This is a genomic window from Edwardsiella piscicida, assembly GCF_001896205.1.
Classification (GTDB): Bacteria; Pseudomonadota; Gammaproteobacteria; order Enterobacterales; family Enterobacteriaceae; genus Edwardsiella; species Edwardsiella piscicida.
Map to the genome: position 1 here is coordinate 3,480,366 of NZ_MPNU01000001.1, position 16,847 is coordinate 3,497,212.

Consider the following 16,847-nt stretch of genomic DNA (forward strand, 5'->3'; position numbering starts at 1 on the left):
CGCGGGTACGCCGGCGCGCGTTTATGGCCTCTGGCTCATCCTTTAAAACGGCGCTGCACGCCCGTGGTCTGACAGGCCATCAACAGCCCGGTATAGTCCAGCTCAAAGCTGATGCTGTCCCCGACCTTCAGCGCCTCATCGCAATCCTCGATATCCACCAGCGTATGGTCGCTGGTCTGTCCCAGCAGCGTGATGGCGTCGTTGCAGGGCGTACAGTTTTCCGCCGGCACATCCTGACGGCCAAAGGCCAGCAGCGCGCGGCGGCGGGTGCCCTTATCGACAAAGGTCTTGCTCTGCAGGAAGGCATCGACCCCCAGCTCGCCAACCGGCACCGTCGGCTTGCTGTTCAGCTCGATGATCTCGGCGTGCAGCAGATACATATCCGAGCAGGCCCGCGCCACCGGTTTGGTCGAGTGGTGAAACGCCGCCAGATACTTCATGTCGACATATTCGATGCCGAACTCATGCAGCCCGCCGATGCGCAGGTGGTTCAGCCCCTGCGGCCAAATGCCCTTGTCCAGCAGATGGACGCTGGTGCAGTTGCCGGCCGACAGACGGCGTACGGCGATGCCGCAGTCGCTCTCCAGACGCCGAGCGATGGCCTGGAAACGCTCGCCGTTTTCCACCGTCGGCAGCACCGTGCCATAGCAGTTGAAGTTGGTGCCCAGCCCGTACAGCGCCAGCCCCGGCAGCGACGCTATCAGCCGCACCGTCTCCAGGATCTGCGCATAGTGCTCAAACCAGATCCCCTCGCGCAGATCGCCCATATCCACCATCAGCAGCACCTGATGCACCTTGTCCTGACGCAGCGCCTCGGCGGAGAGAGCCTGCAGCACCGCGGGCTCGCTGTTTAAGCTGATATCGGCGTAGCGTACGACCTCTTCTATCTCGCTCAGGCAGGGGCTGCGCAGCAGGCAGGTGGTGCAGCCGGTTGCGCGGATCTTCTTCAGGTTATAGGTGCGCGACTCGGCGACCACGCGAATCCCCCCCTCCACGACGGCGCGGGCGGTCTCCGGGCAGCCGTCAAACACTTTGTTGACCGCCATGACCTCGATCCCCTGCTCGCCCAGCAGCGTCACCTCGGTGCGGGCATTGTCGCGCAGCTTGCGCAGATCTATCTCTAGCGTTGGCATATACATCTTATTTTGCTCCCTCACTCAGTAACTTCGCATTGCGCCGCTGCGCGCGGTGATAAATCAGCTCCGCCACGACCACGGCCAGCACCGCGCCGCCAATAATCTTGCCGGCGTACTGCATATAGCCGCCCATGTCAATCTGTGACGGCGGGATAAACAGCAGGCATACGGCAAAGGCGATAGAGATAAAGCCCAGCGCCGGCAGCACGATCGGCAGGACGCGTCCCGGAATACGGAAGCTGCGCGGGGTATCCGGCTGGGTGATGCGCAGGCGATAAAAGGCCGGGAACATCACCAGATAGGGGATAAAGTAGGTGATGGTCGTCAGCGCGGTCAGCATCCAGTAGGCGGCGGCGACGCTCGGCGAAACAAAGGTCGAGAAGCACAGCACCGTCACGATGATGGCCTGCCAGACTAAGGCAAACGCCGGCGTCTGGTATTTGGGGTGCAGACGCCCGATGCGCTCGCCCAGCAGGTTATCCTCACGCGAGGCCTCCTGCAGCATGTAGATGGGCCCGACCAGCCAGGAGTTGATTTGCCCCAGGGCGCCAAAGAACATACAGATGGCCATGACCGGCAGCAGCCACGGCATATGCAGGGTATTGGCGGCGGAGCGCATGGCCTGCATCACGCCGGCGACGATATCGGTCTGCCCGGCCGGCAGCAGGGTATTCAGCGCCCAGGTGCCCACCATGTAGATGCCGACGATCACCGCGGCAGAAAACGCCATGGCGCGCGGGAAGTCACGCTGCGGGTTGCGGGTGCGCCCGGCGATCATCGGCGCCACCTCCAGACCGGCAAAGGCAAACATCATGCTGGAGAGAAAGACGATGGTGTCCCAGTGGCTCAGATCCGGCACCCAGTTGGCGGGCGTGGCGTAGTCGGTCTGCATCGGGTGGCCGGTCGCCAGCCAGACGATCGCCAGCAGGATAAGGATCGCCGACGGGATAAAGACCCCGCACCAGGCGCTGACGCTGTTGATGATCTTGGTCCACTGCATACCGCGGATATTCATCAGGGTCAGCAGCCAGAAGATCACCATCGATCCGACGCCGATGAAGATCTTATTCTCCGCCAGCGAAGCGCTGAACATATAGCCGAGGGCCGTGAAGCCAAACTGCAGCATCAGGGGGAAAAACAGCACGCAGGAGAACAGGAAACAGACCACGACAATCCAGGCGATGCGTTTACCAAAGGCCTCCTTGATCCAGACGAAGATACCGCCATCCTTCGGCCAGCCGGTCGACAGCTCGCCGCAGACCATGGCTAACGGGAAAAACAGGCAAAATGCGGCGATCACCCACAGCAGCATGGCCGAGGCGCCATAGGGGGCGACGTTGGGGATCTGCCGCAGGCTCAGAATGGCAATGACATTCATAAAAACAATGTCTTTGATGCCGAGCTTACTGGTGTCTTGAGTACTCATGGACATCTCCAGAGCCAGAGAAAACAGAAAAGGGGAGCCGCGGCCCCCCGTGCAGATTAATAAATGTCGTACTTGACCATGTCTTCGTAGCTGTCCTCACGACGGATCAGGCGATCATTGCCCTGACGATCGATCATCACCACCGCGGTGCGCGGACGGTTGTTATAGACCGTCTGGCTTTCGATCGAGTAGGCGCCGGCGTCCAGGAATGCGACGACGTCGCCGATCGCCGTGTCGTGCGGCATCAGAAACTCCTCGCCCTTCACGCCGACGTGGAAGTAGTCACCGCCGTCGCACAGCGGACCCGCCAGCTTGATGTAGCGATCGTGCGCTTCGGTGATGCGCGAGGCGTTATAGACATAGAAGAACCAGTCAAAGTGCTGGCTGTCGGAAAGGACGCTGTAGCCGGCGTCGACAAACTTCCACTCCACGTGGCACTCCACGTTACCGTCCACATCGTAGTTGGTCTTACGCTTCTCGCAGGCCACCTCCGTCAGCAGAACCGCCGCCGAACCGGTCACCTTGCGCCCCGGCTCGATACAGATCTGCACGTCGGTGCGCCACTTGTGCACCTCGCTGATGACGGCATCGGCAAAGTCCTGCGCGGTGATCCCGGCGTACATGTTGTCCTTGAGCGGATCGCCGTTCTCTTCATCGTACTTGTACGGCACCGGGATGCCGCCGCCGACGTTGATCAGATCGAACGTGATCCCCAGCACCTGCTCCAGACGGCGGGATTCGTCCACCAGCACGCGGGTCGCTTTGGCAAACGGCTCCGCCTCCGGCACCTGATCGCCCACGTGCATGTGCAGGCCGCGCAGATGCACGTAGGGCATCGCCAGGATACGGCGGCAGGTCTCTTCGGCCTGCTCCAGATCCAGGCCCGACTTGGCGTGGAATGCGGTGACCAGCTCGGCGTGGGTGGCGGACGGCACGTTCGGCTCGACGCGTACGCACACGTTGGCGGTCTTCTTCAGGCGGCGGGAAATCGCATCGATATGGTCCAGCTCATACAGGCTGTCGACGTTGATCAGGTACAGATCGTTGGCGATGGCGTACTCCAGATCCTCCGGCTTTTTCACCACCCCGTTAAACACGATCTGATCGCCGCGAAAGCCGACCTCGAGGCACTTGCGCACCTCATACTGCGAGTTGGCCTCGGCGCAGATCCCGGCGTCGCGGATCGCCTGCAGCACTCCCATCACGGAGCAGGTTTTGGAGGCGAAGAAGGTTTTGGTGTTTGGATGGGCGGAAAAGGCCTGCTCGATCTCGCGGATATTGCGCACGATCTCCGCCTCGGAGAATACGTAGAAGGGGGTGCCATACTTCTTCGCCAGCGCGGTGACATCCTGTCCCTCAAAGCACAGCTTACCGCCGCGGGCGCTAAAGCGACGGTCGTGTTCAATTACGTTATGACGCAACTGGTTATAGTTTTTAATAACATTATCTGACATAAAAACCTCTGATTGCTGTGGATAATATTGATTGATATCGTATCGATAGCAATGCTATAGCAACGCACGTGCCAGTTTTTAAATCATTAAAAATCAAATAGATAAAATAAAATCGCCTTGCCAAACATTGGTCGGTCGGTCTGTTTTTCGTCGTAGCGCCGAAAATTCGGCGCCCCGTACGCAGGCGCCCGGCAGTCAACCCAAGGAAAATGCACCATGCCGTCAGTCAACCCGGATCTCCGCAGCGCACTCAGCATGTTTGCGCGATTTTTCGACCTGATTCATCAGCCCCTCGCCATCATCGATGAGCAGGGCCGCTACGTGTACTACAACCAGGAAAGCGCAGAGCTGGACGGCTGCAGCGCAGAGTGTGCCCTGGGCCGCCATATACTGGCCGTCTACCCGCGAATGAAAGAGAGTCAGAGCACCATGCTGTGCTCACTGAAAAGCGGCGTTGAGTACGTGGGGAACTACCAGGTGTACTACAACGCCCGTGGGCGAGCGGTCGACTATCAGCATACGACGGCGCCGCTGTACGCCCGCGACGGCAGCATGGTGGGTGCCATCGAGATTGGCCGCGATATGTCGGGCGTACGCCGCCTGCAGGAGCAGGTCGTCGAGCTGAACCAGCGTCTTTACGCCGCACCCGACGAGGACAGCCATGCCATCATTACCCAGGATCCGGCGACGCTGGCGCTGATCGACAAAGGAAAACGCCTGGCGCAGAGCAACGTGCCGGTGATCATCGTCGGCGAGACAGGAACCGGTAAGGAGCTGTTTTCCCGACTGATCCACCGCTGCAGCCCGCGGGCGGAGCGCCCCTTTATCGCCCTGAACTGCGGCGCCCTGCCGTCGACCCTGATCGAGAGCACGCTGTTCGGCACCGTCAAAGGCGCCTTTACCGGCGCGGAGAACAGCAAGGGGTATCTGGAGCTGGCCGACGGCGGCACCCTGTTCCTGGATGAGCTCAACGCCATGCCGCTGGAGATGCAGAGCAAGCTGTTGCGCTTTCTCCAGGATAAAACCTACTGGAAGCTGGGCGGCAGCCAGCAGAAACAGTCGGACGTGCGCATTGTGGCGGCGATGAACGAGGCGCCCGCCGCCCTGATAGAGCAGGGAAGGCTGCGGGCCGATCTGTTCTATCGCCTGAGCGTCGGTATGCTCGCGCTGCCGCCGCTCTCCGCGAGGCCGTCCGACATTCTGCTGCTGGCGAACCACTTCCTCACGAAATACCGCAACGACGTGGTGCACCGCATCCACGGCATCGCCAAGGCAGCCCAGGATACCCTGCTGCGCCGGCGCTGGCCCGGCAACGTACGCATGCTGGAAAACACCATCGTGCGCAGCATGATCATGCAGGATCACGACGGCCCCCTCGACTGCATCGCCTACTATGAAGAGGCGCAGAGCATGATCCCGTCGCGCGGCGCATGTCCACCGCCCCCCGTCGAGCCGCCGCCCGGCGCGTATCCGACCGCCCAGGAAGCGGGCAATCTGGCCCAGCGGATCGCACGCTATGAGCGCGACCAGATAGTCCAGGCCCTCAACCACAGCAACGGCTGCATCGCCCAGGCGGCGCGCAGCCTGGGGCTCTCACGCACTACCCTGCAGTACAAGGTGCACAAATACGCGATCCATCTGGGGGTCATTGAGACGCTAGGCTAACGCAAAAGGGAGGTTACCGCGGGCGCCTCGCGGGACGCGCCCTGCCTCGCCGGGGGAGGCTACAGACAAAAAAAAGCGGGAGCCCGCAGGCTCCCGTTAGTCCGATCGCGATCGGCGTCGATCTCAATGGCGACGACCGTCGTCGTCCTCATCGATCGCCTCTTCGTCGTACTCCTCGCCGTCGTCACCCTCTTCGCCGTCCGGATCCTCAAAATAGGTTCCCCAGCCGTCGTAGCTGACGCCGTGTTTTTCCGCCAGGGCGATCAGCTGCTCGACCTGAGCATCGATGGTCTCGGCGTTCAGACCCACTTCACTGATCACATCGCAGCACATCAGCAGGATGCCCTCTTCAACCTCCAGCTCCTCGGCGTCGGTCACTTCGTAGCCCAGCTTGAACGCCTCTACGGCGGCCTGCTCCAGCACCTCAAAGCTCTCCGCCGACAGGTGGTGCTCAATGGTGTACAGCGCGTCCGGATCGCTGCCGTCGTCCAGCAGCTCCTCAATAATCATGCGGGTTTCTTCACGCTGTTCTTCCAGCAGCTCTCGGTTTGCCATTTCACTGATCCTCAATCGCTAAGCCTTTGGCGCATTCTCCCACAGGCGACGGCGCCTCACCACTCAAGAAAATACAATATTTCACGCTCGGGGGTTGAAAATGAATTTTAATACACATAATGTGAATACAAATTCATCACAACATACCCCCACAGACGGAGATGAGCCATATGGATCAGCTTAATCAGCAGCACTTCCTGAGGTTACTGGATTTCACCCCGCAGCAAATTGCATATCTACTCAATCTGGCTACCGAGCTGAAGCAGGCCAAAAAACAGGGATGCGAACGCCCTCGTCTGCGGGGAAAAAACATCGCGCTGATCTTTGAAAAGGACTCCACCCGCACCCGCTGCTCCTTTGAGGTGGCCGCCTACGATCAGGGCGCCCACGTCACCTACCTCGGCCCCAGCGGCAGCCAGATAGGCCATAAAGAGTCGATCAAGGACAGCGCGCGGGTGCTCGGCAGGCTGTATGACGCCATCCAATACCGCGGCTTTGGTCAGCAGGTGGTGGAAACCCTGGCGCACTACGCCGGTGTCCCGGTGTGGAACGGCCTGACCGATGAGTTTCACCCCACGCAGATCTTGGCGGACTTCCTCACCATGGGCGAACACTGCGCCAAGCCCCTTTCCGCCATGAAGCTGGCCTATCTGGGCGATGCGCGCAATAACATGGGCAACTCACTGCTGGAGGGCGCCGCGCTGATGGGGATGGAGCTGCGCCTGGTCGCGCCCAAGGCCTACTGGCCGGAGGCCGAGCTGATCGCCCAGTGCCAGGCCATCGCGCAGCAGACCGGAGCGAAGCTGGTGCTGACGGAGGACGTCGCCGAAGGGGTACAGGGCGCCGACTTCCTGTATACCGATGTGTGGGTCTCCATGGGCGAGCCCAAATCGGTCTGGCAAGAGCGCATTACCCAGCTGCTGCCGTATCAGGTCAACATGCAAACGCTACAGCTGAGCGGCAACCCGCAGGTAAAATTCCTGCACTGCCTGCCCGCCTTCCACGACGAGATGACCGGCGTAGGCCAGCAGATGGCCGAGCAATATGGGCTGCACGGCGGGATTGAGGTGACCGATGAGGTGTTTGAATCGCCCCACAGCATCGTCTTCGATCAGGCGGAAAACCGCCTGCATACCATCAAGGCGGTGATGGTGGCGACCCTGGGCGAATAACGGCGCGCGGCGTCAGAGACCGTGCGCCGCGCGAGCCAGCGGTCACCGCCGCTGGCCGCCGTGACCGCTACAGCAGGCCGAGCGCCTGCGCGTCCAACTTGATCACCGCCTTGCGCACTCGCGCCGGCTCACCCAGCGCGCACAGCGGCTTGTGCACCTCGCCGGGATAGAACACCACAAAATCGCCCGCGCACAGCGCCAGCTGCTTCTCCTGCAGACCGCCCGCGCCCACCGGCAGGAAAGCGATATCCTTCTCCGCCAGCAGATCTTCCCCGGCTACGCCCGGCGCCAGATTGCTAAAGCCCATGCCCTCTTGCCCCTCCAGCACGATCTGGATATCCAGGTAGCGGGCGTGGTATTCGGCGCGGCGCGTTTCGGCCGGCGCCGTATCGTCGTGGGCGATCAGCACGAACTGGCGCTGCGCATCAATTTCATAGCGTCCCGCCGGCGTTTCGGCGCTGAAGTTGGCCATCACATACTCAATCGCCTGGCGCAGCGCGGCCGGCAGATACGGCATTTGATCCAGATAGTGAACGTTACCGGTTAACATGACTCGTCATTCCCTTGTTTATAAAACTGCGTTTTATTTTAACCAGGAGACGACGACGTAACTGCGCCGTTCGCCACATTTATGGCAGGGGCGTCAGAAAGAAAAAAAGGTCCCGGCGCAGGCCGGGACCCAACAGGGACACTCACTCTAACAGGCAGTAATAACAAGAAAAGCACGATGATACAGAGCGGCCCCGTCACCGACGGGGCGCCGATAGGCTACGCCAGCGCCTGGGCCAGCAGGGAGATCGGATGTTCGCAGCGCTTGCTGGTGGACATTTCGATCTGCCATTTACAGGTTTCACAGTCGGTGACCACCAGATCCACGCCGCTGGCTTCGATCTGGCGGAACAGCCCGGCGCCGATGCCCTGTGCGGTCTCATAGTTCTCCTTCTTGAAACCGTAGGTCCCGGCGATACCGCAGCACTGCGAGTCCAGAATAATAAGCTCTACGCCCGGGATCATCTGCAGCAGCGCCAGGGTATAGGGCGCCCAACCCATCCGCTCCATATGGCACGGCGTATGGTAGGCGATCTTCAGGTTCAGCGGCTTCAGGGGCAGCGTGCGTCCGCCGTCGAGCAAACGGTAGAGATGGCGGGTCGCCAGCTCGACCCGATCGCGCACCGGCGTGGTATCGATATCCAGCACGTGCGGGTACTCGTCGCGCAGCATAAAGGTGCAGCTTGAGGAGGTCGCCACCACCGGCAGCCCCTTCTCCAGCACCGCCTCGCTCAGGGAGTCGGCGTTCACCCGCGCCTGTTTCTTGGCCTGATCGATAAAGCCGTTGGCCACCAGCGGTACGCCGCAGCACTTCTCACGCGACAGCAGCTGTACCCCGATATCCATGGCGTTAAACACCCGTACCAGATCCTTACCCAGCTGCGGATGGTTGTAGTTCACGTAGCAGCCGTGGAAGAACGCCACCTGCTCACTAAAGCGCGCCTGCTCCGCGCTCTGCTTGCGCATCCAGCTGCGGAAGGTGCCATGAGAGTATTTAGGCAGTTCGCGGCGGTGGTCGATCTTCAGCGCCTTATCCAGCAGCTGACGCACCGGCTTCAGGCCGGTGGTGGCGTTGATCAGCGGCGCAAACGGCGTAGAGAGGGTGCCCATCAGATCGGTATGGCTGAGGATGGCGTCGCGCAGCTTGGGCTTATGGTTACCGTACTGATTCTTGGCGCGCAGAATGATGTCGCCGATCTTCACGTCGGACGGACAGGCCACTTCGCAGCGCTTGCAGTTGGTACAGTACTTCAGCGCCTCATCGTACAGCTGTGGATCCTTCAGGCGCAGACGCTCCCCGTCCGGGCCCGCCTGTTTTGGACCGGGATAGGCCGGATTCACCTTGGCGACCGGGCAATAGGTGGTGCACACGGTGCACTTGATACATTGTTCAAAGCTGTTATCAGCAGGCAGGCTCATTACGCGTCCTCCGCCAGAATCTGTTGCGCGGCGTGCAGGGCGGTGAGCAGGGAAACCCCGGCGCCGCAGCCCTGATGGATCGGATCATAGCCGCCCAGCACGGCGCCGGCGGCATACAGGTTATTAACGACGGCGCCGTTGACGGCGGCACGCTGCTCGGCGTCGCCGCGCACCCCGAACTGCAGGTACGGCTGCGGCGCGAACATCGACTCGCTGCACCAGTCACTGCGATCGGCGGCCGAGATGACGTCCAGCCCGAACACCGGCTCACGCACGCCGCCGAAGTCGGCGCGCAGCCCGTTGCTGAAGAAGCTGCCGCTGGCCAACACCACATGACGCGGACGCAGCGGAATATCGCCGTGATTGCGGGTGTACACACGGGCCACGCGGTTATTCTCATACTCCGCGCGCAGCACCGTATCCCCCGGCATGATCAGGCCGCCCAGCGCCTGAAAACGACGGCGCAGCTGCTGGTGAATATGGATCCCCAGCACCGACGGCGGCAGGGTCGGCAGCAGCATCAGCGGGCGAGCGACCGCCGCACGCAGCTGCGCCAGCGCATCGTCGCAGTCCACGCCGACGCAGGCGGGCATCAGGATGGCATCCGCCTGCGCCCCATGACGATTCAGCTCCTCGGCCAGCAGGCGGCGGTTCTCCGCCACGTCGAGCACCCGCGCAATGTTGACCGCGCGGAACTCGCTGGGGTTGCCGCGCAGGCGATCCAGCGCCGGCAGCGTCAGCTCGACCACCTCGCACTCGGCTCCCTGCTCCTGCAGAGAGCTGGCCACCAGCTGCGGCTGAAAATCGAGAAACCCTTCGATACCGGCCACCAGGATACGCCGCCACGGCAGCGCGGCGTCCACGTCGCTCACCGGCACCTCATGCGGGCTCAGCCAGGTCAGACGGCGGGTGCCCAGGGGGGTGACCCGCAGGTGGTTACGCTGATGGTCGCCCACCAGCGCGAGTCCGCTGCGCTCCAGCAGGCGCTCGGCCTCAACGGCGTAGCGGGAAAATCGCTCGGTGCCCATCAGGCTATAGGGGTGCTGCGGCGCCTGGCGCTGCAGCTCATCAATCGCCGCGCGCGGCGCGGTAACCGGCGTTCCGTCCGGCAGGCGCGACAGCAGATCAAAGGAGCCGGAGGAGAAGTGCAGCGCACTCTGCCCGGCGCTGACGATAGCGCAGCGCTGCCCGGCCTCGGCCAGGCGAATGCCGCAGGCCAGTCCGGCCAGGCCGCCGCCGATCATGAGGGTATCAAATTTCATCGTCGCTCTCCCCGCGCTGCGGCAGCGCGGCGTCCATCCCGCACAGCCCTTGGTAAACCCAACTGGTAAATTCGCTTTCGCGCAGTGCATCGCCCCAGGCGATCGGACGGATCCCCTTCCAGCGTTCGTTCAAGAAGTGGGACAGCTGATCGATAGACTGCTGCGGCGTGGTGACCTTAAATCGGTTCAGCAATCCGGCCGCGCGGCAGGCGCACAGCTCGCCCTGACAGGTGCCCATCCCCACGCGGGTGCGACGGCGCAGATCCACCAGGTTATTCACCGTCAGCGAATCCACCGCATAGCGCACCTCGCCGGCGGTCACCGCCTCGCATTCGCACACCAGGCTACTATTGAGGCGATCGCCGTTCAGCAGGCGATCGGCGCGATCGCCGTGGCGGTAAACCGCCGAGCCGCGGATCGGCGCCGGCAGCGAAACCACCTTGCGCAGCGTCTCTTCAGCCGACTGCTCAGAGCCGGGCAGCGGCTCGCTGGCGGTGGTACAGGGGGTGGAGACGCCCAGCTTTTCACAGACCTTATCGGTGGCCCACTCGGCCATCAGGCGATAGGTCATCAGCTTACCGCCGGTAATGGTGATAAAGCCCTCCAGCCCGTCGCGCGCCGCGTGATCCAGCAGCACGATACCGCGGCTGACGTTACGCCCGCTCGGATCGTCGTCGCTGGCCACCAGCGGACGCACCCCGGCGTAGGCGCGCAGAATACGGGTCGCCGCCAGCTTGGGCGCCAGCTTCTCCCCTTCACGGATCAGGACATCCACCTCCTGCGGCGTGACGATCATGTTGTCTATCTGATCATAATCGACGTGGGTCGAGGTGGTGCCGATCAGCGAGATGGTATCGCCCGGCACCAGAATATCGGCGTCCGCCGGCTTGCGGCAGCGGTTGATCACCATGTTGTTGATACGGTGGCCCAGGATCAGCAGCGCCCCTTTGGCCGGGAACATCTTGATACGCAGATCGGCATACTCGGCGATGTGCTGCCCCCAGATCCCGGCAGCGTTTACCACGATCTGTGCGTGAATGTCGTAGCGCTGGCGCGATTTATGGTCGAGAACGCGCACGCCGGTCACCCGATCGCCCTGGCGCAGCAGTCCGCACACCTCATGATAGGTCAGCGCCTGGGCGCCGTGCTCACGCGCATCCAGCATGTTGGCCGCCGTCAGACGGAAAGGATCGACGGTGCCGTCCGGCACGCGCACCGCGCCCAGTAGAGCCGGGTTGGCGGCAGGCTCCAGGCGCAGCGCCTCGGCCGGGTCGATGGCTTCGGCATCGATACCCGCGGCGCGGCAGGCTTCAATAAAGCGCGGCTGATAGGCCAGATCGTCTTCCGGCAGCGTGATGAACAGTCCGTCGGTGCGCTCGACGCAGTGGCGGGCGATGCGCTTAAGAATACGGTTCTCTTCAATACATTCGCGCGCGGACTCACCGTCGGTCACCGCATAACGGGCGCCGCTGTGCAGCAAACCATGGTTACGGCCGGTCGCGCCGGTGGCGATGTCGTGGCGCTCCAGCAGAATGCAACGCAGGCCGCGGCGCGCGCAGTCACGGGCGATGCCGGCGCCGGTGGCGCCGCCGCCGATAATGACGACGTCAGTTTCCTGTGATGCGGGGCTCTGTAACATGAGTGGCTCCCAAGCCAAATGAGTAGTAATGACGCTAGTAGGCCATAGTGCGGCGATAAAATGTTTGATAAGGAGCAAATACGCGCACAAAACGAAAATAACCAGACCACAAAAGCTCATCAATGTGATCAAAATCACTCTACAGACACGCTTTAATCATACAAATAACCGTTGTTTTTTACTCAATCGGTTAATTTGTATATCAAATTCATAAAACTGTAACAATATGAGCGATCTCTCACAGTATCGACGCTCGCAATTGCCTATCCTGCGCTCGAAAATGAAAACAGACGGTATATCCACTCGCCCCCTACGCCGGTGGATGTGCGTCTTTTCTCTTGATAAGCATAGGGTGTGCCTTAACCGCATTCACTGGGGAAGCGGATTGAGACAGTACAAACAATAACAGTCATCGGAGATATTTATGTTAAGCATGTTTAAGCCCGCGGCGCATAAACCGCGGCTGCCGGATGCGCAGGTAGACCCGACCTACCGCCGCCTGCGCTGGCAGATTTTTATGGGGATTTTCTTTGGCTATGCCGCTTACTATCTGGTGCGTAAAAACTTCACCCTCGCGATGCCTTATCTGGTCGAGCAAGGGTTCTCGCGCGGCGATCTCGGCTTTGCCCTCTCCGGCATCTCCATCGCCTACGGCTTCTCCAAGTTCATCATGGGCTCCGTCTCTGACCGCTCCAACCCGCGCGTCTTCCTGCCGGCCGGTCTGATCCTGGCCGCCGTCGTCATGCTGGTGATGGGCTTCGTGCCGTGGGCAACCTCCAGCATCATGACCATGTTCGTGCTGCTGTTCCTGTGCGGCTGGTTCCAGGGCATGGGGTGGCCGCCGTGTGGCCGTACCATGGTGCACTGGTGGTCGCAGAAGGAGCGCGGCAGTATCGTATCGGTATGGAACTGCGCCCATAACGTGGGCGGGGGGCTGCCGCCGCTGCTGTTCCTGCTGGGGATGGCCTGGTTCAACGACTGGCACGCCGCGCTGTACATGCCGGCCTTCGCCGCCATTCTGGTCGCCCTGTTCGCCTTTGGCATGATGCGCGATACCCCGCAGTCCTGCGGCCTGCCGCCTATCGAAGAGTATAAGAACGACTATCCAGACGACTACTCCGACAAGGCAGAGCAAGAGCTGACCGCCAAGCAGATTTTCATGCAGTATGTCTTCCCCAACAAGCTGCTGTGGTACATCGCCATCGCCAACGTGTTCGTCTATCTGCTGCGCTATGGCATCCTGGACTGGTCACCGACCTACCTGAAAGAGGTGAAGCACTTCGCGCTGGATAAGTCCTCCTGGGCCTACTTCCTGTATGAGTACGCGGGTATCCCCGGCACCCTGATCTGCGGCTGGATGTCTGACAAGGTCTTCCGCGGCAACCGCGGCGCCACCGGCGTGTTCTTCATGACCCTGGTGACCATTGCCACCATCGTTTACTGGCTCAACCCGGCGGGCAACCCCAACGTCGATATGGCCTGTATGATCATCATCGGCTTCCTGATCTACGGTCCGGTCATGCTGATCGGCCTGCACGCCCTGGAGCTGGCGCCGAAGAAAGCGGCCGGTACCGCGGCGGGCTTCACCGGCCTGTTCGGTTACCTGGGCGGCTCCGTGGCGGCCAGCGCCATCGTCGGCTACACCGTTGACTACTTTGGCTGGGACGGCGGCTTTATGGTGATGATCGGCGGCAGCATCCTCGCCGTGGTTCTGCTGTTGGTCGTGATGATCAACGAAACCAAACACCACCGCGATCTGGAAGCCAAGAGAGGCTGATAGCACGCGATTGCGGCGGCGCCCTGCGCGCTGCCGCCGTTGAACCAAGGCTGTGCCGCTCACCCGGGGTGCGGCCTTTTCTTTACCCCTACGCAGCGTAAAAAAACACCAAAAACAAGGATAATCCTATGAAAATCAAAATGAATGCGATTGTCGCCGGGCTTCTTCTCGGCGGAACGCTGGCAATGAGCGCCCAGGCGGCTGACGATAAAGTGGTGATTGCTCACCGCGGCGCCAGCGGCTACCTGCCGGAGCATACCCTGCCCGCCAAGGCCATGGCCTACGCCCAGGGCGCCGATTTTCTGGAGCAGGATCTGGTGATGACCAAGGACGACCAGCTGGTGGTGCTGCATGACCACTATCTGGATCGGGTCACCGACGTCGCCGACCGCTTCCCGGACCGTGCGCGCAAGGATGGCCGCTACTACGCTATCGACTTTACTCTGGATGAGATCAAATCCCTGAAGTTCACCGAAGGGTTTGATATCGATAACGGCAAGAAGGTACAGAGCTATCCGGGCCGCTTCCCGATGGGGAAATCGGACTTCCGGGTACATACCTTTGCAGAGGAGATCGAGTTCGTTCAGGGGCTAAACCACTCCACTGGCAAGAACATCGGTATCTACCCAGAGATCAAGGCACCCTGGTTCCACCAGCAGGAGGGCAAGGACATCTCCGCTAAGGTGCTGCAGGTGCTCAAGCAGTACGGCTATACCAATAAAGACGCCAACGTCTACGTACAGTGCTTCGATGCCAACGAACTCAAGCGAATTAAAAACGAGCTGATGCCGAAGATGGGGCAGAACCTCAAGCTGGTGCAGCTGATCGCCTATACCGACTGGAACGAAACCCAGGAGAAGAAGCCGGACGGCACCTGGGTCAACTACAGCTATGACTGGATGTTCAAGCCCGGCGCCATGAAGCAGATTGCCCAGTATGCCGACGGCATCGGCCCGGACTACCACATGCTGGTCAGCGAAGACTCCCGTAAGGGCAACGTCAAGCTGACCTCGATGGTGAAAGAGGCGCACGCCAACAACATGGCCGTCCACCCCTACACCATTCGCGCCGATAAGCTGCCGGACTACGTCACCGACGTTAATCAGCTGTACGACGTGATCTACAACCAGGCCGACGTCGACGGCGTGTTCACCGACTTCCCGGACAAGGGCGTACAGTTCCTGCAAAAGCAGGGGCAGCATCAGTAAGCTCAGCGAACCGGGGCCCCTCGGCCCCGGTCTCCACGGCGGGAACGACGTCTAAAAGGGCGGAATCGCCCCGTTAATGCCGATAAAGGCGCGCTGCACCTCCGCCGTCGCGCGTCCGTCGCGCGCCGTCAGGATCAGCACCGCGGCCTGCCCCGGCCGCAGCGCGCCGCGCGTGAGCGAATCCACAAAGACCACCGGCGTCTGTAGGCCGACCCTAATCTGCTGCGTCCCCCCGCCATAGCGTAATACCAACGGCTGCCCCGCCACGTCGCCGTCGCCGCGCCAGGTTCCCCCGACATCGACGGTGCCGTTGGTCATGCTGCCCTGTTCACCGTTGACCAGCCGCCAGGGGGTATGCCCCTCGCCCGCCCCGCGCAGACGATCGGAGAACAGGTGAAGCGTCTGAGCCTCCAGCGTACCATCCGCCAGCGGCAGCGCCGCCGCCCCCAGAAATGCGCCGGGGCGGATATCGTCCAGCGATGCGCTGAACACCCCGAACAGACGCGTCGCGGGGGTCAGCCTCAGCGCCAGCTCGCCGCCGTGACGCTCGCGCAGCTGCAGCGCGCCGGGTGAAACGGCGCTCAGGGTGCCGCGCACGATCAGCGTCCGCGCGTCGGCGTCGCCCGCCTGGGCGCAGCCGGACAGCAGCCAGCAGAAACAGAGACAGCACACTACCCGATATCCCATGATCTTCTCCTTGAGCCGTAGCGCGGGTCCGCGGTGGCCGCACGCCGATCCCTCCAGCATACGGTGGCGTCCGCGGCGACAACAGGCGCGCGCCCTGCACTCGCTCTGATAAAACGGTAATCCTCTGAAAACGGCTTTTTCTGTGCAAGGATTGCGCAGTGCGCCCGGTAGCATGCTGAAATTCTGTCATACTTGAGTGTCGCGGCGGTTCTCCCCGCCAATCCGGCCATGGAGCGTCATAGCCAGCCAACAGGAGGCCCGTATGAAACTGATCGGCAGTTATACCAGTCCCTTCGTGCGCAAAATCTTTATTCTGCTGCTGGAAAAGCAGCTGACCTTCGAGTTCGTCAACGACAATCCCAATCTGGACAGCTCCCGGGTGCCCGACGTGAATCCGCTGGGCAAAGTGCCCGCGCTGGTGGCGGACGACGGCGAGATCTTCTTCGACTCGCCGATCGTTGCCGACTATATCGACAGGCTAACGCAGACGCCCCGCTTTCTGCCCCTCGACGGGGAGCGGGCGCTGCGGGTGCGCCAGACCGAGGCGCTGGCCGACGGCATCTGCGACGCCGCGGTCACCATTGTGAAAGAGCTGCGCCGTCCCGCCGAACGCCGGGATGAGCATGAGCTGCAGCGTCAGCGCGACAAGATCCTGCGCGGGCTGGATGCGCTGGAGCGCAGCGTCGCCGCGGGCCGCTGGATCGGCGGCGAGACGCTGAGCCTGGCCGATATCGCCGCCGGCTGCTGCCTGAGCTATCTCAACTTCCGCCGCGTCTGCCCCAACTGGTGCGTTGGCCGCCCGGCGCTGGTACGCCTGGCGGAGCGCCTGTTTCAGCGCGACAGCTTTCTGCGCACCGTGCCGCCGGCCGACTAGGCTGTATTCCTGTCCCGTCAGCCT

At 61.8% G+C, this 16,847-nt stretch carries 14 protein-coding genes; 5 read left to right on the forward strand and 9 right to left on the reverse strand.

What is annotated here, in order from left to right; translation table 11 throughout:
- Positions 1–35: 35 nt before the first annotated feature.
- The 3 genes from BRD58_RS16035 to BRD58_RS16045 are packed head-to-tail and all read right to left on the reverse strand — an operon-like array spanning position 36 to position 4,016.
- Entirely contained in the window at positions 36–1,139 is a 1,104-nt protein-coding gene (locus tag BRD58_RS16035; RefSeq protein WP_073383736.1) for an alanine/ornithine racemase family PLP-dependent enzyme, read from the reverse strand.
- A 1-nt stretch (position 1,140) separates the two neighbouring features.
- Entirely contained in the window at positions 1,141–2,562 is a 1,422-nt protein-coding gene (locus BRD58_RS16040; protein WP_012849919.1) for an APC family permease, read from the reverse strand.
- Between the two features lie 56 nt (positions 2,563–2,618).
- Entirely contained in the window at positions 2,619–4,016 is a 1,398-nt protein-coding gene (locus BRD58_RS16045; RefSeq protein ID WP_012849920.1) for an ornithine/lysine decarboxylase DokD, read from the reverse strand.
- 216 nt (positions 4,017–4,232) lie between these two features.
- On the opposite strand from BRD58_RS16045, the gene BRD58_RS16050 reads away from it, so the two are divergent.
- Positions 4,233–5,681, forward strand: a complete 1,449-nt coding sequence (locus BRD58_RS16050; RefSeq protein ID WP_073383739.1) for a sigma-54 interaction domain-containing protein — start codon at positions 4,233–4,235, stop codon at positions 5,679–5,681.
- A gap of 123 nt (positions 5,682–5,804) precedes the next feature.
- On the opposite strand, the gene rraB is transcribed toward BRD58_RS16050, so the two are convergent.
- The gene (rraB, locus tag BRD58_RS16055; protein WP_012849922.1) at positions 5,805–6,236 is read right to left on the reverse strand and encodes a ribonuclease E inhibitor RraB; all 432 of its coding nucleotides are present in this window, start codon (positions 6,234–6,236) and stop codon (positions 5,805–5,807) included.
- Positions 6,237–6,406: 170 nt separating this feature from the next.
- On the opposite strand from rraB, the gene argF reads away from it, so the two are divergent.
- Positions 6,407–7,408: an ornithine carbamoyltransferase gene (gene argF / locus BRD58_RS16060; protein WP_073383744.1), complete on the forward strand. Its 1,002-nt coding sequence runs from the start codon at positions 6,407–6,409 to the stop codon at positions 7,406–7,408.
- 67 nt (positions 7,409–7,475) lie between these two features.
- Here argF and BRD58_RS16065 read toward each other — a convergent pair whose 3' ends face one another.
- The 4 genes from BRD58_RS16065 to glpA all read right to left on the reverse strand — a co-directional run bounded on the left by BRD58_RS16065 (position 7,476) and on the right by glpA (position 12,277).
- A complete protein-coding gene (locus BRD58_RS16065) occupies positions 7,476–7,958 on the reverse strand; it encodes a YhcH/YjgK/YiaL family protein (protein ID WP_012849924.1) in 483 nt (160 codons plus the stop codon).
- Positions 7,959–8,176: 218 nt separating this feature from the next.
- A complete protein-coding gene (gene glpC / locus BRD58_RS16070; protein ID WP_012849925.1) occupies positions 8,177–9,376 on the reverse strand; it encodes an anaerobic glycerol-3-phosphate dehydrogenase subunit GlpC in 1,200 nt (399 codons plus the stop codon).
- The gene (gene glpB / locus BRD58_RS16075; RefSeq protein WP_012849926.1) at positions 9,376–10,638 is read right to left on the reverse strand and encodes a glycerol-3-phosphate dehydrogenase subunit GlpB; all 1,263 of its coding nucleotides are present in this window, start codon (positions 10,636–10,638) and stop codon (positions 9,376–9,378) included. Before glpB ends, glpC begins: the two co-directional genes overlap by 1 nt.
- Entirely contained in the window at positions 10,628–12,277 is a 1,650-nt protein-coding gene (glpA, locus tag BRD58_RS16080) for an anaerobic glycerol-3-phosphate dehydrogenase subunit A (RefSeq protein ID WP_012849927.1), read from the reverse strand. Before glpA ends, glpB begins: the two co-directional genes overlap by 11 nt.
- A gap of 424 nt (positions 12,278–12,701) precedes the next feature.
- Here glpA and glpT point away from each other — a divergent pair, with 424 nt between their 5' ends.
- On the forward strand, positions 12,702–14,054 hold the full coding sequence (gene glpT, locus BRD58_RS16085) for a glycerol-3-phosphate transporter (RefSeq protein WP_012849928.1): 1,353 nt from the start codon (positions 12,702–12,704) through the stop codon (positions 14,052–14,054).
- A 128-nt stretch (positions 14,055–14,182) separates the two neighbouring features.
- Positions 14,183–15,262, forward strand: coding sequence for a glycerophosphodiester phosphodiesterase (gene glpQ, locus BRD58_RS16090; protein WP_012849929.1), 1,080 nt, complete (start codon positions 14,183–14,185; stop codon positions 15,260–15,262).
- A 51-nt stretch (positions 15,263–15,313) separates the two neighbouring features.
- Here glpQ and BRD58_RS16095 read toward each other — a convergent pair whose 3' ends face one another.
- Positions 15,314–15,949, reverse strand: a complete 636-nt coding sequence (locus tag BRD58_RS16095; RefSeq protein WP_012849930.1) for a hypothetical protein — start codon at positions 15,947–15,949, stop codon at positions 15,314–15,316.
- Between the two features lie 262 nt (positions 15,950–16,211).
- Here BRD58_RS16095 and BRD58_RS16100 point away from each other — a divergent pair, with 262 nt between their 5' ends.
- On the forward strand, positions 16,212–16,823 hold the full coding sequence (locus BRD58_RS16100; RefSeq protein WP_012849931.1) for a glutathione S-transferase: 612 nt from the start codon (positions 16,212–16,214) through the stop codon (positions 16,821–16,823).
- Positions 16,824–16,847 lie beyond the last annotated feature (24 nt).